14 protein-coding genes and 2 pseudogenes are annotated in these 18805 nt (G+C 63.3%); 11 read left to right on the top strand and 5 right to left on the bottom strand.

Translation table 11 applies throughout. The features are described 5' to 3' along the window. Positions 1 to 52: 52 nt before the first annotated feature. From P3T40_RS07785 to P3T40_RS07735, 11 genes and pseudogenes are all read left to right on the top strand, one after another. Positions 53 to 931 (top strand): SDR family oxidoreductase, encoded by an 879-nt coding sequence (locus P3T40_RS07785; RefSeq protein WP_429267107.1) that lies wholly within the window; start codon positions 53 to 55, stop codon positions 929 to 931. Positions 932 to 935: 4 nt separating this feature from the next. Beyond that, on the top strand, positions 936 to 2189 hold the full coding sequence (locus tag P3T40_RS07780) for an acyl-CoA dehydrogenase family protein (RefSeq protein ID WP_429267106.1): 1254 nt from the start codon (positions 936 to 938) through the stop codon (positions 2187 to 2189). Further along, positions 2186 to 3412: an acyl-CoA dehydrogenase family protein gene (locus P3T40_RS07775; protein WP_429267105.1), complete on the top strand. Its 1227-nt coding sequence runs from the start codon at positions 2186 to 2188 to the stop codon at positions 3410 to 3412. The genes P3T40_RS07780 and P3T40_RS07775 overlap by 4 nt, the downstream gene beginning before the upstream one ends. Next, a complete protein-coding gene (locus P3T40_RS07770; protein WP_429267104.1) occupies positions 3409 to 4212 on the top strand; it encodes an SDR family oxidoreductase in 804 nt (267 codons plus the stop codon). The genes P3T40_RS07775 and P3T40_RS07770 overlap by 4 nt, the downstream gene beginning before the upstream one ends. Then, positions 4212 to 4706 (top strand): MaoC family dehydratase, encoded by a 495-nt coding sequence (locus P3T40_RS07765; protein ID WP_429267103.1) that lies wholly within the window; start codon positions 4212 to 4214, stop codon positions 4704 to 4706. The genes P3T40_RS07770 and P3T40_RS07765 overlap by 1 nt, the downstream gene beginning before the upstream one ends. Before the next feature lie 20 nt (positions 4707 to 4726). Further along, a complete protein-coding gene (locus P3T40_RS07760) occupies positions 4727 to 5932 on the top strand; it encodes an acetyl-CoA C-acyltransferase (protein ID WP_429267102.1) in 1206 nt (401 codons plus the stop codon). Positions 5933 to 5954: 22 nt separating this feature from the next. After that, a pseudogene (locus P3T40_RS07755) lies at positions 5955 to 6896 on the top strand (WD40/YVTN/BNR-like repeat-containing protein); the annotation flags it as partial. 202 nt (positions 6897 to 7098) lie between these two features. Next, positions 7099 to 9582 (top strand): efflux RND transporter permease subunit, encoded by a 2484-nt coding sequence (locus P3T40_RS07750; protein WP_429267101.1) that lies wholly within the window; start codon positions 7099 to 7101, stop codon positions 9580 to 9582. Positions 9583 to 9712: 130 nt separating this feature from the next. Continuing rightward, positions 9713 to 10789: a Rieske 2Fe-2S domain-containing protein gene (locus P3T40_RS07745; protein WP_429267100.1), complete on the top strand. Its 1077-nt coding sequence runs from the start codon at positions 9713 to 9715 to the stop codon at positions 10787 to 10789. Between the two features lie 223 nt (positions 10790 to 11012). Next, positions 11013 to 11645, top strand: a pseudogene (locus P3T40_RS07740) (bifunctional enoyl-CoA hydratase/phosphate acetyltransferase); the annotation flags it as partial. A 200-nt stretch (positions 11646 to 11845) separates the two neighbouring features. Then, entirely contained in the window at positions 11846 to 13438 is a 1593-nt protein-coding gene (locus tag P3T40_RS07735; protein WP_429267099.1) for an aspartate:alanine exchanger family transporter, read from the top strand. A gap of 34 nt (positions 13439 to 13472) precedes the next feature. Here P3T40_RS07735 and P3T40_RS07730 read toward each other — a convergent pair whose 3' ends face one another. The 5 genes from P3T40_RS07730 to P3T40_RS07710 all read right to left on the bottom strand — a co-directional run bounded on the left by P3T40_RS07730 (position 13473) and on the right by P3T40_RS07710 (position 18748). Next, complete coding sequence (locus P3T40_RS07730; protein WP_429267098.1) at positions 13473 to 14342, bottom strand: tyrosine-protein phosphatase; 870 nt, start codon at positions 14340 to 14342, stop codon at positions 13473 to 13475. 109 nt (positions 14343 to 14451) lie between these two features. Next, positions 14452 to 15483, bottom strand: coding sequence for a 4-hydroxy-2-oxovalerate aldolase (gene dmpG, locus P3T40_RS07725; RefSeq protein WP_429267321.1), 1032 nt, complete (start codon positions 15481 to 15483; stop codon positions 14452 to 14454). Between the two features lie 20 nt (positions 15484 to 15503). Next, positions 15504 to 16406: an acetaldehyde dehydrogenase (acetylating) gene (locus P3T40_RS07720; RefSeq protein ID WP_429267097.1), complete on the bottom strand. Its 903-nt coding sequence runs from the start codon at positions 16404 to 16406 to the stop codon at positions 15504 to 15506. A gap of 76 nt (positions 16407 to 16482) precedes the next feature. Further along, positions 16483 to 17265, bottom strand: a complete 783-nt coding sequence (dmpE, locus tag P3T40_RS07715; protein ID WP_429267096.1) for a 2-oxopent-4-enoate hydratase — start codon at positions 17263 to 17265, stop codon at positions 16483 to 16485. A gap of 103 nt (positions 17266 to 17368) precedes the next feature. Continuing rightward, the gene (locus tag P3T40_RS07710; protein WP_429267095.1) at positions 17369 to 18748 is read right to left on the bottom strand and encodes a DUF1329 domain-containing protein; all 1380 of its coding nucleotides are present in this window, start codon (positions 18746 to 18748) and stop codon (positions 17369 to 17371) included. Positions 18749 to 18805 lie beyond the last annotated feature (57 nt).

The raw sequence follows: 18805 nt of genomic DNA, 5'->3' as shown, positions 1-18805 counted from the left end.
CGTCTCATCCGAATCACACCTATCACTCGCATCACCCTTCACGAGGTAAAGCATGGGAATCTGCAAAGACCGCACCGTGATCATCACCGGCGCGGGCGGCGGGCTGGGCCGCGAATACGCGTTCGCCTTTGCCGCCGAGGGCGCCGCCGTGGTGGTCAACGATATCCGCCCTGAGGCCGCGCAAGCGGTCTGCGACGGGATCATTCGCGCAGGTGGACGTGCGCTCGCCAATGCCGACGACATCACCCGCCTTGGCACGGCGCAACGCATCGTCGATGCCGCGCATGCCGCATTCGGCGAGATCCATGTGCTGGTGAACAACGCCGGTATCTGTCGTGACCGGATGTTCACGAGCATGACCGAGCGCGACTGGGACGACGTGATGCGCGTGCATTTGCGTGGACATTTCTGTTTGTCGCAATTGCTTGCGTGTGAATGGCGCGAGGCGTCGAAGGCGGGGCAGACGGTGGATGCCCGTATCATCAATACGAGTTCTGGAGCGGGACTGCAAGGCTCGATTGGTCAGGCGAACTACGGCGCTGCTAAAGCAGGTATTGCTGCGCTGACGTTAATGCAGGCAGCCGAACTGGCTCGTTACGGCGTGCGTGTGAATGCGTTGGCACCGGCGGCACGCACCTCGATGACCGAGGGCGTGTTCGCGGAGATGATGAAAAAGCCCGCGAACGGTGCCTTCGACTACTTCGATCCGGCCAATATCGCACCGCTCGTGGTGTGGCTGGGAAGTACGCTATCCGCTGAGGTGACGGGCCAGGTGTTTGAAGCGGCCGGTGGCATGATCGCGGTCGCCGAAGGCTGGCGTACCGGGCCGCGTGTCGACAAGGGCGGGCGCTGGAATGCGGCCGAGGTCGGCGCTGCGGTGGCGCAACTGGTCGCGCAAGCGCGCCCCGCGCAACAGGTCTACGGAAGCTGACGCGATGAACCTCGCACTTTCCGAAGAACAGACCATGATTCGCGAGGCCGCGGCGGATGTGCTGACGGAGCGCAGTGCGTCGGCGGCGGTCAGGCATGCGCTTGAGCACAGCGGCGGGCGCGACGAGGCGTTGTGGCGCACGCTTGCCGGCGAACTCGGCTGGTGCGCACTTGCGGTGCCGGAGGCAGCGGGTGGCGCGGGGCTCGGTGCGATGGAACTGGTCCTGCTGATGGAGCAGATGGGGCGGCGTCTTGCCTGCGTACCGTACTTCAGCACGGCATGTCTGGCGGCGACGGCGCTTGCACAATGTGACTCCGCACAGGCCGACGTGTGGCTTGAGCGAATCGCGAGCGGCGAGGTGAGTGCCACGCTGGCGCTGCCGATGACGGCGCCCCTCGGTGTGAGCGAGCTTCGCGTGCACGCTGAGGGAACGGCGCAGGGGTATCGGCTGTACGGCACGGTCGAGCAGGTGTTCGACGGCGCGGCAACTGACCTTCTGCTGGTGCCCGCGCGCATCGCCAACGAAGCGCAGGCGGTGGCGCTGTTTGAGATCGACCCCGATGCGTGCGGACTCACCCGCACGCCGCTTGTCATGCTCGACGCGACGCGGCCCTTGGCGCGAGTGGAACTGCAATCCGTGGAAGTGCCGCGGACGGCAGTGCTTGCTGAGGGGCGCTCTGCTGAATGGGCGCTCTCACGCACCGCATGGTTCGCGGCATTGGCGCTGGCCGCCGAGCAACTCGGCGGCGCGCAGCAGTGTCTCGATCTGACCGTGGCCTACACCTCAGAGCGCGTGCAGTTTGGCCGCGCGATCGCTTCATTCCAGGCGGTCAAGCATCGCTGTGCGCAGATGATGGTCGAGGTCGAAGCAACCCGGTCTGCCGTGCTCGGCGCGGCGAAAGTGTGGGATGCCGCAGGCATCACGCATGGCACGCGCGGCACGCTCGCGGCTGAGGTACTCGCCGATATCGCCACTGCCAAAGCCACCGCGAATGACGCATTCCGTTTCTGCGCGCAGGAAGCGATCCAGTTGCATGGTGGTGTCGGCTTCACGTGGGAATACGACCCGCAGTTCTATTTCAAACGGGCCTATGCATCGAGCGCGCAGTTCGGCACGACGCAGCAATTGCTCGCATATGTCGCACAACAACTGATCGATCAGCGCGAGTCGTTCGCCTCGACGACTGCGTTCGTGGACGCCGTTGTGTCCCGTCATGCGTCGCCGTCGGCCCAGGTGCTGGCAGGAGTTACGCCATGAACCACGAAACAGATCAAGCAACCCGGCACGAGACGCTGCGCGCCGAAGTGGCCGCCTGGATGCGCGTTCATCTCGTCGGCGAGTTCGCCTGCCTCAGGTATCGCGGCGGTCCAGGCGACGAAGAAGCCTGGCCGGCCCTGCGCAAGGCATGGGAGCGCGAACTCGCAGCAGGCGGATGGACGGGGCTCGGCTGGCCGAAGGAAGCCGGTGGCCGCGGGTTGTCGGTGGCCGAACAGGTGATCTTTCACGAGGAGTACGCGCGAGCGGGTGGCCCCGGCCGCATGGGGCATATCGGTGAAGGTCTGCTGGGCCCGACGCTGATCGCGTGCGGCACCGAGGACCAGCGCGCCCGCTTCCTGCCGGGCATTCTTGCAGGCACACAGTTCTGGTGCCAGGGCTATTCGGAACCCGGCGCGGGTTCGGATCTCGCGAACGTCCGCACGCGTGCCGTGCTGGATGCAGACGGCTCATGGCGTGTGACTGGCCAGAAGGTCTGGACTTCGCTCGCGCACGACTCCGACTGGATCTTCGTGCTCGCACGCACCGATCCGGAATCGCGTGGCAACCGCGGGCTGTCGTTCTTTTTGATACCGCTCACGCAACCCGGCATCGAGATTCGTCCCATCAAGCAATTGAATGGCGGGGCGGAATTCAACGAAGTGTTTTTCGACGGGGCCATCGCGGCAGCTGGCGATCTGGTCGGCGCGCCCGGCGACGGCTGGCGCATTGCGATGACCTTGCTCGGTTTCGAACGCGGCATGTCGACGCTCGGTCAGCAGATGCAGTTCATACGCGAGCTGGACTGGGTGATCGATGCGGCGCGCGATGCAGGCCTCGTCCACGACCCGGTGGTCCGCCAGCGAATCGCACGCGCGTGGACCGGCTTGCGCGTGATGCGCTACAACGCGCTGCGCATGCTAGCCGGCGCGGAACCCAAAAGCGGCGGCGCAAATGGAACGAGCAGCGGCGCATTGGGCCGCGAGGCGCTGATCTACAAATACTACTGGTCGAACTGGCACCGCGAGCTCGGCCAACTGGCAATGGACGTACTCGGTCCGAACGCCAACCTGGTCAGCGCTGAGGACGAAAAGCGCACGCGCCTGCAGGGCATGTTCCTGTTTTCGCGAGCCGACACAATCTACGCCGGCACCAACGAAATTCAACTCAACATCATGGCCGAGCGCGGGCTCGGCATGCCCAGGGAACCCCGAGGAACGTCATGAATGAATCCCACGCAGTCAGGGCCGCGCCGGCCTACGTGCCGGGCCATCGCCTGCTTGCCGGCAAAGCGGTGCTGATCACGGCCGCAGCGGGCGCCGGCATCGGCTTTGCCGCCGCGAAGCGTTGTGCGGAAGAAGGCTGCCGCGCGCTGTTCATCTCCGACATCCACGAGAAGCGGCTTGCCCAGGCCGTTGAGACGTTGCGTGAGGAGACCGGCCTGAAGGAAGTCTATGGCCGCCTGTGCAACGTATCGGTCGAGGAAGAGGTCCGCGCCCTGATCGCCGATGCCGAAGCGCGGATGGCAGGCGTCGATGTGCTGATCAACAACGCGGGTCTCGGCGGCGCACGCCGCATCGTCGAAATGGACGATGCCGAATGGTCGCGGGTGATCGACATTAGCCTTACCGGCACCTTCCGCATGACGCGCGCGATGCTACCGCACATGCAGGCACGTGGCCGTGGCGTGATCGTCAACAACGCGTCGGTGCTGGGCTGGCGGGCGCAGGCGGAACAGGCCCACTACGCCGCGGCGAAGGCCGGCGTGATGGCCCTGACGCGCTGCGCAGCACTGGAAGCGGCGCCCTATGGCGTGCGTATCAACGCGGTGGCGCCAAGTATTGCACTGCACGATTTTCTGAAGAAAGCGGCTTCGGCCGAACTGCTCGATCAACTGGCGTCGCGCGAAGCCTTCGGGCGCGCCGCCGAAGTCTGGGAGGTGGCGAACGTGATGGTCTTTCTGGCAAGCGATTACGCATCGTATATGACAGGCGAAGTCCTGTCGGTCAGCAGTCAGCACGCGTGATGGACAGCGCACTCGCTCCTGTGGTGCAAAACACACTGCACGCTCGCGTGTTTGCCCATCCGGATGAACTCGCGGCGGCGGTCGGCAAGCGCCTGGGCGAAAGCGCCTGGCTCACCATCGAGCAGTCGCGCATCGATGGCTTCGCCGACGCGACGCTCGATCATCAATGGGTCCACGTCGACCCCGAACGCGCGCAGCACGGTCCATTTGGCGCGTGCATCGCGCACGGTTTCCTGACACTGTCGCTCGTCAATTTCTTTTTGCCGCAGATTGTACGCATCGATGGCGCGCGCCTCGGCGTCAACTATGGCTGCGACAAGATCCGCTTTCCGGCACCGGTGCGCGTCGGCGCGCGCTTGCGTGGCGTGGGCGAGTTGCTGCGTGTCGAAGCGATTGAAGGCGGTGTGCAGGCCTGGATTCGCGTGACGGTTGAAATCGAAGGCGAGCGCAAGCCTGCTTGCGTCGCTGACACCATTAGCCGCTATTACCTGTAGAACCCGTAGAGGAATATTTCATGAACGAAGCGGTCATCGTCTCGGTTGCGCGCACACCGATCGGCAAAGCGTACCGGGGCGTGTTCAACGATACCGAAGCGCCCGCACTGGGTGGACATGTGGTGCGGGCGGCCGTGGAGCGCGCCCAGCTCGACCCTGCAGAGATCGACGATGTCCTGATGGGATGCGCCGCGCAGCAGGGCACCCAGGGCTACAACGTCGGCCGCCTGTCGGCGATTGCAGCGGGTTTGCCCGCCTCGGTGGCGGGCATGGCGATGGACCGGATGTGTTCGTCCGGCCTGATGACGATTGCGAGCGCAGCCCAAAGCGTGATGTGCGGCGATGCGCGCGTCGTGGTAGCCGGCGGCGTCGAGTCGATCACGCTCACGCAGAACAAGCACAAGAACGCGTATCGGGCCCGTTCCGAGGCGGTGCTCGCGCGGCAGCCGGCAGCGTATATGGCGATGATCGAGACGGCGGAGGTGGTCTCGCGCCGCTACGGCATCAGTCGCGCGGCCCAGGACGACTATGCGCTGCTCAGTCAGCAGCGCACGGCGGCGGCGCAGGCAGCGGGCCGCTTCGACGCTGAAATCGTGCCGTTCGATGCGCAGAGGGCGTTGTTCGACAAGGAAGGCAAACCGGCCGGCAGCGAGAGCGTGCGGGCCACGCGTGACGAATGCAATCGCGCGGACACCACCGCAGAAAGTCTCGCGGCGCTCAAACCAGTATGGAGCGGCGGCGAAGCGGTCGCCCAGGGCGAATTCATCACCGCAGGCAACGCGTCGCAACTATCGGACGGCGCGGCGGCGGTCGTGGTGATGAGCGCCGCTGAGGCGCGTGCGCGAGGACTCGCGCCGCTGGGAATCTATCGCGGCATGGCGGTGGCGGGTTGCGAAGCAGATGAAATGGGTATTGGTCCAGCGCTTGCCGTGCCGAAGCTGCTCGCACGGCATCGCCTGACGGTGGGCGACATCGGTCTATGGGAGATGAACGAGGCATTTGCGTGCCAGGTCATCTATTGCCGCGATCAGCTCGGCATTCCCGCAGAACGGCTTAACGTTGACGGCGGCGCCATTGCGGTCGGCCACCCGTTCGGCATGTCGGGCACGCGCATGACGATGCATGGTTTGCTCGAGGCGCGACGGCGCGGCGTGCGTTATGTCGTCGTGACAATGTGTATCGGTGGCGGCATGGGTGCCGCCGCACTCTTCGAAATAGCGGCATAGACCGCAATCGGAGGAGACAAACATGAAAACAACCTTTCCTGGTTTGCTGCTGTCGGCAGCGGTGTTGGGCGCGGCGCTGTTTGCGTTCTCGCCGCGTCCGTTGCCGGCTTTCCCGGCGACCACGATTCAGGCGAACCATCTGCAGATCAACGGTCTGGCCTTCGCGGGTACACGGCTTGTCGCGGTCGGCGAGCGTGGCGTGATCCTGCTGAGCGATGACGCGGGCAGTTCGTGGCATCGCGCGGCGGTTGCGCCGGATGAGGCTTCGACGCTCACCCAGGTATTCTTCATCTCGCCGCGCATTGGCATTGCGGTGGGTCATGACGGCTGGATTGTGCGCAGCGTCGACGGCGGCGAGCATTGGAACGAAGTGCATTTCGATCACAAGCGCTCGGATCCGTTGCTGTCTGTCTGGGGCAATGCGGACGGCCATGTGTTCGTAACCGGTAGCTTCGGCCAGTTTTTCGTCTCGCACGATGCGGGCGCAACGTGGAATGAAGAGAAGACACCCGCCGGCGACCGCCATTTGAATGCGATTGCAGGCGATGATCACGGCCATCTCGTCATTGCAGGCGAAACCGGCACGCTATTGCGCTCCGACGACGCCGGCGCGAGCTGGGAAAAACGTCCGGTGCCATATCAAGGGTCGCTGTTCGGCGTAATGAGTCTCGCCGACGGCGACTGGCTCGCCTATGGGATGCGCGGCAACGTGCTGCGTAGCACGGATGAGGGCGACACGTGGACCCACGTCGATAGCGGCGTGGGTACTTCGTATTTCGGGGCGACGCAGCTCAAGGACGGACAGCTTGTGCTGGTCGGGCAGGGCGGCGCGATTGTTACATCGCGCGACGACGGGCAAACCTTTGCAGTGCGCAAGGTGGGCGGGGTGCAGAGCCTGGCGGCGGTCGTCGATGCGGGGCACGGGGAACTCGTCCTCGGCGGCGAGGCTGGCATGGCGCTATTGCCGGCCGTTGCGCGGTCGCAGTCTTCGGCATCTTCATCGACACCCTCGTCGGCGCATTCGCCGCCGTCTTCGCCAGCGTCACCCGCGCGCAGCGTCGCGCCTTCCCGAGCGTGCGCGATTCAACTCACCTACTGCTGCGCGGCCCTTCGCTGCCAAAGTGCCTTGATTCCTGCGCTTCCCGTTGCCTTGCCGTGAGACGTCCATGAAAGCCTCATCCCGTCCTTCCCCCTTGCCGTCTTCTTCGCGCCTGTCACGTTTCGTGGAGCGTTGCGCGGACGCCATCATGCGCTACCGGCGTGTGCTGCTCGTCCTGTGCCTCGCGCTCACCGTCGCGCTAGGCTGCTCCGCCACGCGGCTGCGGCTCGATCCCGGGTTCAACAAGATGATCCCGATGCAGCATCCGTACATGCAGGTGTTCAACCGCTACGCGAGCGCATTCCCCGGTGCCAATACCATCCTCGTCAGTCTGCGCTGGAAGGGCCACGGCGATATCTACAACCAGGCGTTCATGGACGACCTGCGCCACGCCACCGACGACGTGTTCTTCATTCCGGGCGTGAACCGTTCGCGGGTGTTTTCGCTCTTTACACCGAACGTCCGCTATACCGAGGTGACCGAAGCCGGTTTTCGCGGCGACGTGGTGGTGCCCGGCCAGTTCAGCAGTGCCAATCCCGACGATCTCGCCAAAGTACGTCGTAACGTGGCGCGCTCGGGGCAGATCGGGCGCCTCGTCGGCAACGATCTGAAGTCGGCGTTGATCCGCGCCGAGTTGCGGGAAACAGATCCGGCTACTGGCAAACGTCTCGACTACGGGGCCGTGGCGCGACAACTGGAGCAGATTCGCGCGCGCTATTCGAATCAGGATGTCGAAGTCGAGATCATCGGCTTTGCGAAGCTCGTCGGCGATGTCGAGGCCGGCATCAGTGGCGTAGTGGGTTTCTTTGCGCTGGCGTTCCTGATTACCGCCGCGCTGCTGTTTGCCTATACGCGTTCGGCGAAAACCACGGTGCTTGCACTCTTCGTGGCGCTGCTGCCGGTGGTGTGGCTGCTCGGCGCCTTGCCGATTCTCGGTCTCGGCATTGATCCGATGTCGATCCTCGTGCCGTTCCTGATCTTTTCGATCGGTGTATCGCATGCGGTCCAGATGACCAACGCGTGGAAGCAGGCGCTGGTCGCGGGCATGTCGTCCACTGACGCGGCGCGCGACGCGTTTCGCAAGCTGTTCGCGCCGGGCACCGTGGCGCTGCTGACCAACGCGCTGGGTTTCATGGTGATCATGCGCATCCAGATCGATATCGTGCGCGAATTGGGCGTCACGGCGTGCCTGGGCGTGCTGCTGATGATCGTCACGAACAAGGTGTTTCTGCCGATCCTGCTGTCTTACACCCGGCTCGAAGCGCGGACCCTGGCGCGCGCGCAACGCAAGGCGGCTGCGGGCGGCAGCCGGCTGTGGACGCGTTTTGCGACGTTTTCCCGCCCTGTTCCCGCCCTGGGCGTATTCGCCATTGCACTGGTGCTGCTGGCGTTTGGCGCGAAGGAATCGCGCCGGCTGCAGATCGGCGACATCGGTTCGGGCGCGCCTGAGTTGCGCAGCGCGTCGCGCTACAACCTCGACAATGCCCGCATCACGAGCGAGTACAACATTGGCGTCGACGCGCTGGCGGTGATCGTCGAGACGCACGGCTTCGACGATGCCTGTCTGCACTATCCGGTGATGAGTGCAATCGAACGCTTCGAGATGGAGATGCGTGGCGTGGCGGGTGTGCAGTCGGTGGTGAGCGTGCCGTCGCTGGCGAAGGTTTCGATTGCCGCCTTCAATGAAGGCAATCCGCGCTGGGGCGCGCTGCCGCGTTCGAGCGATGGCCTCACGCAAGGCGCCAGTGCCTTCGATCCCGACAACGGCATGAACACTGAGAACTGCCAGGCGATTCAGGTACTGATCTATACGGCGAATCACGAAGGCAAGACCATCGCGCATATCGTCGACGAGATCAAGCGCTTGTCGGCGGCCAACCGCACGCCGGATATCCAGTTTCTCCTTGCTGGCGGTAACGTCGGCGTGATGGCGGCAACCAACGAAGCGGTCGGCGACGCCGAGGTGGCCATGCTGCTGTCGATCTTCGGTGCGATCACGCTGCTGTGCTTCGTGACGTTTTGCTCGTGGCGCGCGGTGCTGTGCATCATCGTGCCGCTCACGGTCGTGTCGATTCTGTGCAATGCCGTGATGGCGTCGCTCGGCATTGGCCTGAAAGTGGCGACGCTGCCCGTCATTACGCTCGGCGTGGGCGTCGGGGTCGACTACGGCATCTATCTTTACGAGCGTTTACAGCACGAGGTGCGTGCGGGTGCGAGCCTGCCTGACGCGTTTGCCGCGGCGATGCGTCAGCGTGGCACCGCGGCGCTGTTTACCGCAGTGACGATGTTTATCGGCGTGGGAACGTGGGCCTTCTCTGCGTTGAAGTTCCAGGTCGATATGGGCGTGCTGCTCGCGTTCATGTTTCTGGTCAATCTGTTCGGCGCGGTGTTTTTGCTGCCCGCGCTGGCTGCGTGGCTAGGTGTCGAACAGGCCGAGCGGCGTGCGGGCCGCTCCGTGCCCGGGGCGGCAACGTCCGCTCCTGCGCGCGGTACAGCTGCTCACGACGCTGAGCCCGCTGCGCTGGAGCATGGCAATTCGCTGCGCCTCTAGTCCATCGGGACGATGAACGCGGCGCGGGCCGCGTCTATCGTCAGGCATGAAGTCATGCAACACCCATAGCAACACCGACAGCGGCGGCCACCACGAAGAGCCGCCGTTTTTCAATTGGAGGAGAGAAGACATGTCCGCACGTCCCTACAAGATCGAATCGCAGCCGCTCGTGCAGCGTTACGCACGCGGCTGGCATTGCCTCGGACTCGCCAGCGATTTCAAGGATGGCAACCCGCACACGCTGAATATCTTCGGGCGACGGCTCGCTGCTTTTATGGATTCGCAGGGACACGTCAATGTGGTGGACGGTTATTGCCCGCACATGGGCGCGGATCTGAGCACCGGCCGGGTGGAGGGCGATACGCTGGTGTGTCCGTTCCACGGCTGGCAGTGGGACGGCGCCGGCAATTGCCAGTCGATCCCGTATTGCAAACGGATTCCACCGAAAGCGAAAATCGGCACGTGGCAAACCTGCGAGCAGAATCAGTTACTGTTTGTGTGGCATGACCCTGAAGGCAACGCGCCGTGTGAGGATGTGGCGATTCCGCGCATCGAGGCCTGCTTTAGCGGCGAATGGTCGGATTGGGTCGTCGACAGGATGGTGATCGGGACCAATTGCCGTGAGCTCGTCGACAACATCTCGGACATGGCGCACTTCGCCACCGTGCATGGTGCACCGGTCGATTACTTTGCGAATCTGTTCGAAGCGCATAAAGCGACCCAACTGCTGGTTGGACGTAGCGAACGCCTGGGTGGTGACGAACTTATCGCCTTGTCCACGTATTTCGGACCGGCGTACCACATCACCGAAATGACGGGGCAGAGCGGCGGTCATCCGATTCACTCGATCCTGTTGAACTGTCATGTACCTATTGATATGAACAGCTTCGAGCTTCGCTATGGCGTGATGGTCAAGAAGATTCCCGGGCTCTCGGACGAACAGAACCTGGAAATCGCGCGGGCGTATTCGAAGCAGGCGCAGGCGGCGTTCTATGAAGATGTTGCTATCTGGGACACCAAGACGCGTATCGACAACCCGTTGCTGTGCGAAGGCGATGGTCCGTTGTATCAGATGCGCGACTGGTATTCGCAGTTCTATCTGGACACGGCGGATGTGCGGCCGGCCAGCATCGCGCGGAAGGTGTTCGAGATCAAGGTGCGCGATTCGGGCACGCCGCCGCCGTTGCATCACGTGTTTGAAGAATAAGCGCGCAAGTCACCCGGCGCGAGTTGCAGCGTGCTGGGTGAACATGCTTGTTGCATGGTTCTACCGCACCATGTCCTGGGTTGGCGGCGGCCGTACATTGAAAACATTAATCGGAGATACTAAAGTTATCCAGTCAGTCTCTGACGAAGTCGCCCGGACGCGCCGGTGAGCCAGGGCGAAGCAAAGGCGCGTCGACGCGCGAAGCCCCCGGGAGTCGCAGACGATGGAATACAAGCACGAGAAATACCAGCGCCTGATTGCCAGGTGTCAGACTCTCGAACCGATGCAATGTGGCGTGGTTCATCCTTGCGATGAGAGCGCCTTGCGTGGCGCGGTGGATGCGGCAAGGCAGAGCCTGCTCACCCCTGTCCTCATTGGCCCCGAGCAGAAAATCCGCGCCGTTGCCGCGCATTGCGAACTCGACATCTCGGGCTACTCGATCGTCGACGCCGCGCACAGTCACGCGTCGGCCGAGATAGCGGTGCGTCTTGCCGGCGAGGGTGCGGTCGACGCGTTGATGAAGGGCAGTCTGCATACCGACGAATTGATGGGCGCCGTGGTCAAGCGCGAGACAGGGCTGCGCACCGAACGGCGCATCAGTCACTGTTTCGTCATGGACGTGCCGGCGCTGGAGCAGCCGCTGATCATCAGCGATGCGGCCGTCAATATCTTCCCAACCTTGCAGGACAAGGTACATATCATCCAGAACGCGATCGATCTGGCTCATGCGCTTGGCCGCACGTTGCCGAAGGTGGCGATACTTTCAGCAATCGAAACGGTCAACCCCAGTATGCCCACAACGGTTGAAGCTGGCGCGCTGTGCAAGATGGCAGATCGTGGCCAGATAACCGGGGGACGGCGCGCCTCGCATCATGCGCGGTGGCTGCTCTGTTCGCTCGCTGGAGGCGGGAACAGCCTGCAAAGGCACTCATATGACGCGCGACGCGATCCTCGTGCTGAATAAGAGCGCCGCCAGCACCACGGGATTTACGGCACTCGACGGCTTGCCGATGGGCACGCGCTGCACCCTCTATTGAACCGAGACGAGAGGCCACCATGGAGTTCGTCAAGACGTTGCTTGAGCAGCAGCCGATGTTCGCATTGTTCCTCACGATCGCGATCGGTTATGGGGTGGGAGAAATCAACATCAAGGGATTTTCTCTCGGCGTCGGAGCGGTCCTGTTTGTCGCGCTGGCGATTGGCTGGTTCGCGCCCAGGTCGGCACCCGCGGCCATGGTCGGTACGTTGGGGCTCGCGCTCTTCCTGTATGCAGTGGGTGCACAGTACGGCAAGCAGTTCTTTCTCGGCTTCACTAGCGCCTATGGACGAAGGGCGAATCTCATCGCGCTGGTTGGTGTGCTGCTATCCGGCGTGGCGAGCCTTGTGTGCATGAAGATCTATCAACTCAATCTGGGCCACGCATTCGGGCTCTTCGCGGGCTCGGGCACGAGCACGGCCACCCTGCAGGCGGCCATTGCCGGGCTTGGCAACGACGATCCGGCGGTGGGTTATTCGGTCTCTTATCCATTCGGGGTGGCGGGGCCGATCGTGTTGCTGTACATCACTTTCGCGCTGCTCAAGCCGAAGGTCGCCGTGCCCTCAGGCAGCGGCATGGAGATACTGGAAGTCTCGCTAGGCAATCCGCAGTTTGCGGGCAAGACGGTGGCCGAACTGATGGGCGGTCTGCCCGGCGATGTGCAGATCGTGGCGCGCCGCCGGGCGCATCACAACGAACCGGCCACGCCCGATGTGGTGCTTGCAGAGCATGACGTGCTGCTGATGGTCGGACCGAACCGGCAGACGCTCGACCTTGCCGGGAAGAGTCTGGGCGAGGCAGAGCCGGGCCGGATGCTCAAGGATCGCAAGCATCTCGACTATCTGCGCGTGTTTGCCTCCCGTCCCGCAGTTGTAGGCAAGACGCTAGGCGAACTCGGTTTGCCGGGCAACAACGCCACGGTCATCGCGCATGTTCGCCGCGGTGACACCGATCTGCTGCCAACCCCGGACCTCGTGCTCGAGTTTGGCGATCGGGTGGGGCTGCTCGCGAGCCCCGCGGATTTCGCGGCGTTGCGCAAGTTCTTCGGTAATTCGATCAAGGGGACCGCGGAATTCAGCTATATCTCCATCGGCATAGGGATGGCGCTCGGCTTCCTGGTCGGCGCAGTCAACATTCCTCTGCCGGGGATCGGCAAGATTGGCCTGGGACTCTCAGGGGTGCTGATCGTCGCGTTGATCCTCGGCAAATTGCGCCGCACCGCTGGCCTGAACTGGACCATCCCGCTCTCGGCCAATCTTGTGCTGCGCAATTTGGGGCTGACGCTGTTTCTCGCGCAGGTGGGCATGACGTCGGGCCCGCGCTTTGCCGCGACCGTCTCGGAGACGGGGTTGCTGATGCTGGGACTCGGTGCCGTGGTGCTGCTCGCGCTTGCTGTCCCAGTCATTCTGTTGGGGATGTTCGTCTGCAGCATGTCGTTTGACCAGGTCGCGGGCATTGTTGCCGGGGCCTGCGGCAATCCGGCCATCCTTGCATACGCCAACAAACTGGCGCCGACGGATGAGCCGGATATCGGCTACGCGATGATTTTTCCGGGGATGACGATCATCAAGATCCTGTTCGTCGACATCGTTCCGGCATTGCTTGGGCACTGAAGCGGCGGCCCGAGCTCGACCGGCGTAAAGCCGCTCAAGGCTGTCCGGTGGCACCCACCACGGTCGCTGGCCCAAGATAGTTCTGGCGGATCCGCTGGATATCGACATGCAGCACGTCGACGAGATAGTGCTGCATCCCGCCGTAGCGTTGATCGATGACTTCCATCGCCGCGCCGATGTAGTCCGGATCCACTGCAAGCAGCGGCGCGACCACCTCGGGTGCCACACCCATTTTCTGCAACTGCGCGGTAGCCTGAGCGTTGCCCGCTGCGTTATAGCGGTTCGACTCGAGGTAATTCGCAATCACCGTCGCACGATCGACGCCCAGTGCCGACAACAGCAGCACCGTCGCGAAACCCGTGCGATCCTTGCCCGCCGTGCAGTGATACAGCATGGTCTTGTCTTCTTCGGCGAGCTTCAGGAAACGCGCGAACTGCGGCTGATAGTCGATGGGGAACTGCTGATAGAGCCCCACCATGAACCGGTGCATCTGCGCGGGCGTCGAGCGCTTGAGCATCGGCACGATCGCAGCCGGCGACAGATTCCCCGCAAGCACCGGATCGGCCTGCCACGGAAATTGCGCGGCGAAAGCCTGTTCGGCAGGTGTCTTTTCGCTGACGGCGCGAAAATCCAGCACAACGTCCAGGTGCATGGCCTTCAGACGCGCGATATCCGACGGCGTAGCGAATGCGGGATTGCCGCCGCGATACAGGCGCCCTGGCAAAATGCGCCGGCCGTCTTCAGTCGCGAGGCCGCCAAGGTCGCGCGTATTCTGCACGCGTTCGAGCGGGATGTATTGGTCCGTGTCGGGTGCGGCGCTGCTTTGTGCCTGGGCTGTCAAGCTCGCGACGCCCAGCAGCGCGGCAGCGGTCAGGTTACGGGTTCGGTTGAGAGAAATGGGCACGACGGATCGATCCTCCTGCATCAAACATTCGATAGTCAAACAAACGGCATAGCGGGCGTGACTCGCGCCGCGCCCGCTGCTTCTTTCTACAAAAGCCACTGTGGCGCGTTCAGGTGGCGATACCGCGGGCCCGCGCCAGCGTCAACGCCGTATCCTCGATCATGTCTTCCTGCCCGCCCACGAGGCGCTGGCGCCCGAGCTCAACAAGAATGTCGCGCGCCGCAATCTTGTACTTCGCTTCCGCGCGTTTGGCAAACAGCAGAAACGACGAGTAGACACCTGCATAGCCGAGCGTCAGCGCGTCGCGGTCGATGCGGATCGGCGCGTCCATGATCGGCAACACGAGGTCTTCGGCAACATCGGAAATCTTGAACACATCGACACCGGTGTGAATGCCCATGCGTTCGCACACGGCCACGAATACTTCCATCGGCGTATTGCCCGCGCCTGCGCCGAGGCCCGCGGCCGCGGCGTCGATGCGATTCGCTCCGGCGGCAACCGCCGCCACCGAATTGGCAACCCCCATCGCAAGATTGTGATGCCCATGAAAGCCGAGTTCGGTTTCCGGTTTGAGCGCGTCTCGGACTAGCGAGAGCCGGGCGGTGACGTCGTCGGGCAGCATATGGCCGGCCGAATCAGTGATGTAGATGCAATTGGCGCCGTACGATTCCATCAGCCTCGCTTGCGCGACGAGCTGCTCGGGCGGCGCCATATGTGCCATCATCAGGAAGCCCACCGTATCCATGTCCAGTTTGCGGGCGAGGCCGATGTGCTGCTCGGACACGTCCGCTTCGGTGCAATGGGTGGCGACGCGGATCGTATGCACGCCCAGTTCGTGCGCCATGCGCAGATGATCGACGGTGCCGATGCCGGGCAGCAGCAGCGCGGACACTTTCGCCTGCTTGAGTTCGGAGATCACCGCCTGGAGGTACGCTTCGTCCGTATGCGCCGGAAAGCCGTAATTGACCGACGCACCGCCAAGGCCATCGCCGTGCGTGACTTCGATGAGCGGCACGCCCGCGGCGTCGAGTCCGCGGGCAATCGAGCGCATCTGCTCGAGCGAGATCTGGTGACGCTTCGGGTGCATACCATCGCGCAATGTCATGTCGTGCACGGTAATGCGCTTGCCTGCCAGAGACATGGTTGACATGGTCGGCTCCTTTACACGGTGGCTGCCGCTGCGGCGGCCAGCATCTGTTGAGCGAAGACCTCGGCGGTGCGCGCAGCGGCCGCGGTCATGATGTCCAGATTGCCGGCGTATTTCGGCAGATAGTCGCCGAGTCCTTCGACTTCCATGAACACCGACACCCGCCGCCCATCGAACACCGGGCCGTTTTTCAGCGTATAGCCGGGCACGTATTGACGCACCTCTTCGACCATCGCGTGAACCGATGCAGTAATCGCGACGACATCCGGCTCGTCCTCGGTGAGGCAGTGGATCGTGTCGCGCATGATGAGCGGCGGCTCGGCCGGATTGATCACGATGATCGCCTTGCCGACTGTGGCGCCGCCGATCTGCTCGATGGCACGCGCCGTGGTGCGTGTGAACTCGTCGATGTTCTTACGTGTGCCGGGGCCGACCGAGCGCGACGAGACCGTTGCGACGATCTCGCCATAGGCCACTTTCTGCACGCGAGAGACAGCATGGACCATCGGGATGGTGGCCTGGCCGCCGCACGTGACCATGTTGACGTTCATCGCATCCTGGCCGATTTGCGCGCCGAGATTCACAGGCGGCACGCAGAATGGACCAATGGCCGCGGGTGTGAGGTCGATCATGCGCACGCCGCGGGCAGTGAGCTTATCGGAGTGCTCGCGATGCACGTAGGCCGAGGTTGCGTCGAAGGCGATGCGGATACCGTCGGCTTCGATATGCGGCAGCAAGCCGTCGACGCCGTCCGAGGTGGTCTTCAGGCCGAATTCTCGGGCCCGCGCAAGGCCGTCGGAGGCCGGGTCGACGCCGACCATCCAGACCGGTTCGAGCACCGCACTGCGGCGCAGTTTGTACAGCAGATCGGTGCCGATATTGCCGGGTCCGATCAACGCGCATTTGATCTTGCTCATTCAATGCTTCCTGATGGTCAGATGAAGGTGGTCAGATGGGAGTCCGTTGAAAAGGCGCGCACAAGTCATGCACAGGTCACACGAAGCGTACGGCACAACTGCCGATGCCTTCGATGCGCATCTGCAAGTGGTCGCCGCCGGTGACGGGAATCAATGCCGCAAGCGAACCCGACAGGACGATTTCCCCAGCCAGCAGCGGCACGTCCAGTTCACCGAGCGTATTCGCGAGCCACGCGACTGCGTCGGCAGGGTGGCCGAGCGCCGCGGCGCCGATACCTTCGGCCACGCGCGCGCCGTTCTTGTCGATCGTCATGCGGCAGGCGGCAAGATCGAGCGTGTGCGGTGCGACGCGCGCTTCGCCGAGCACATACACGCCGCACGAGGCGTTGTCGGCTACCGTGTCGCCAATGCGGATAGCCCAGTCGCGGATGCGTGAATCGACAATCTCGAAGCAGGCGCCCACCGCTTCGGTCGCTGCCAGCACGTCCATGCGGTCGATACCCGGTCCACGCAAATCGTGCTTCAGGTAGAACGCAATTTCGCCCTCCGCGCGCGGCTGGATCAGCGTCGAGATGTCGATGTCATCGTCCGCGCGGTAGTGCATGCCCGAGAGCAGCACGCCGAAATCAGGCTGACGGACATCGAGCATGTCCTGCACCGCCTGGCTTGTCACGCCGATCTTCTTGCCGACAATCGTCTCCCCGGCAGCGATACGCCGCGCAACGAAGCGCTGCTGGACACGATAGGCATCGTCAAGCGACAGCCCACCCGTTCGGGCGGAGAAAGGTGCAACCGGCGTGCGGTCGCGCCAGGCGTGGTACAGCTCGTCGCCGAGCGTGGCATGAAGGGTTGAGGACATAGATGCGGTAGTGAGTTGAGAGAGAGTCCGACACTCCGGTCATGCAGCGTGTTGTCAAACGCATGACCAGAGAGACGCGCGAACCTGGGCGCGACGCCGGGACTCAGTTGCCGTCGCCGCGAATCGCATCAGGCGAGAAGTACGCCTCCGTCATCTGCGACGAGGGCGTGAGCACCGGCATCGGTTCCTGATTGGACAGGCGGTCCGCGTAATAGGCGCCGGAAATCAGGTCGTGATAGAACACCGAGGTGGAGTAGAAGGTCTTCGCGTCATACGCGTAGAGCGTCGGAGCCAGGTTGGTGCGCCACAGCGTGCCGCGTGCATCGTAGTTGTCGGCAGCCACGGCGTTCCACGTATCCTCGTCGAGGTACAGCACGCGTTTCGCGTATTGATGGCGGTAGCCGGACTTGAGCGTTGCCTGCAGCACCCACACGCGATGCAATTCGAAGCGCATGTACTGGGTGTTTTCGTGGCCCTTGGTCAGCAGATCGGTGTATTTGATCGACGGGTCCATCAACTTGTAGTTGTCGTACGGCACATACAGTTCGCGCTTGCCCACGATCTTCCAGTCATAGCGCTCGCCGGAACCGTTAAAGAGCCGGTCGTCGTCCACCGTCCGGAACCCGCCCGGACCCTCAGGCTGATCGAAGCCGAATTCGGGCGCTTGCCGCACCCGCCGCGTGCCCGGGTTGTACGACCAGGTCCGCCGTGTGTCGGACCCCTCCTGGTCCCACATCTCGTAGCCCGTGATGATGGTGCCGCGATCCGACAACGGCAACATGGTGGTCTGGCGGAAGAAGCTCTTCGAGTTCAGATCGTTCTTCGCGTCGAACGGCACAGCGCCGCGCGGCCCATAGATGGCGTAGAGCACCTTGCCCCACGCAATATTGCCGTCGGGATAGACGACAGCCTGGTCGTAGGTCGCGCTCTCCGCTTCGATGGCCGATGCGAAGCGCAGATCCCACATCGCCTCGACGCCGGTCTTCGGTACCGGGAAAGGGGCGACTGGCGGGAAGTCTTTCAGGCCGTTCTGGTCCTTCGTCATGGCCGTGTTGGCCGCGTAGAGGCGAATGTCTTTATAGACGTCCTCCGCATAGCGGAAATCGCGATGGCTCGGGTAAACGGGGATCTTGAACGTGTCCGGGTACTTCTTCAGCAGCGCCTTTTCACCGTCGCTCAAGTGCGCGTCGTACTGCTGCATGTTTTGCGCCGTGATCACGAAGAGCGGCTTCTCGCTTGCGTAGGGGTCCGGGAAACGCTGGCCGGGCTTGTAGTCGACCCCCGGCGGGGTACCGAACCACTTGCCGCTCCACGCGGGGATCGTACCGTCGGCGTTGCCCGCGCGCTCGGCGCCCATCGGCGTGAGCGGGCCGTCGAGTTTCGCAAGGTCTTCGGGGCTCGTCTTGGCGAACGAGGCAACGGCGAGCGCCGTGCCCGCGGCGAGAACGCAGACACGCAACGTGGGATGGAAAATTCGACTCATGACCAAATCCTCTTGCAGTAAAAGACGACTGATTCAAAGGGTGTTGCGGCGACGCGC

This window comes from Paraburkholderia sp. EB58, from assembly GCF_050436665.1.
Taxonomy (GTDB): Bacteria; Pseudomonadota; Gammaproteobacteria; order Burkholderiales; family Burkholderiaceae; genus Paraburkholderia.
The sequence above is the reverse complement of the archived record's forward strand: the minus strand, read 5'-3'. Positions and strand labels throughout refer to the sequence as shown.

Excerpts from the sequence above, each read along its gene's own strand:
- P3T40_RS07780 (WP_429267106.1), top strand. The coding sequence starts at position 936 with ATGAACCTCGCACTTTCCGAAGAACAGACCATGATTCGCGAGGCCGCG.
- P3T40_RS07735 (WP_429267099.1), top strand. The coding sequence starts at position 11,846 with ATGGAGTTCGTCAAGACGTTGCTTGAGCAGCAGCCGATGTTCGCATTG.
- P3T40_RS07710 (WP_429267095.1), bottom strand. The coding sequence starts at position 18,748 with ATGAGTCGAATTTTCCATCCCACGTTGCGTGTCTGCGTTCTCGCCGCG.
- P3T40_RS07775 (WP_429267105.1), top strand. The coding sequence starts at position 2,186 with ATGAACCACGAAACAGATCAAGCAACCCGGCACGAGACGCTGCGCGCC.
- P3T40_RS07760 (WP_429267102.1), top strand. The coding sequence starts at position 4,727 with ATGAACGAAGCGGTCATCGTCTCGGTTGCGCGCACACCGATCGGCAAA.
- P3T40_RS07770 (WP_429267104.1), top strand. The coding sequence starts at position 3,409 with ATGAATGAATCCCACGCAGTCAGGGCCGCGCCGGCCTACGTGCCGGGC.
- dmpE (WP_429267096.1), bottom strand. The coding sequence starts at position 17,265 with ATGTCCTCAACCCTTCATGCCACGCTCGGCGACGAGCTGTACCACGCC.
- P3T40_RS07765 (WP_429267103.1), top strand. The coding sequence starts at position 4,212 with ATGGACAGCGCACTCGCTCCTGTGGTGCAAAACACACTGCACGCTCGC.
- P3T40_RS07745 (WP_429267100.1), top strand. The coding sequence starts at position 9,713 with ATGTCCGCACGTCCCTACAAGATCGAATCGCAGCCGCTCGTGCAGCGT.
- P3T40_RS07750 (WP_429267101.1), top strand. The coding sequence starts at position 7,099 with ATGAAAGCCTCATCCCGTCCTTCCCCCTTGCCGTCTTCTTCGCGCCTG.
- P3T40_RS07720 (WP_429267097.1), bottom strand. The coding sequence starts at position 16,406 with ATGAGCAAGATCAAATGCGCGTTGATCGGACCCGGCAATATCGGCACC.
- dmpG (WP_429267321.1), bottom strand. The coding sequence starts at position 15,483 with ATGTCTCTGGCAGGCAAGCGCATTACCGTGCACGACATGACATTGCGC.
- P3T40_RS07785 (WP_429267107.1), top strand. The coding sequence starts at position 53 with ATGGGAATCTGCAAAGACCGCACCGTGATCATCACCGGCGCGGGCGGC.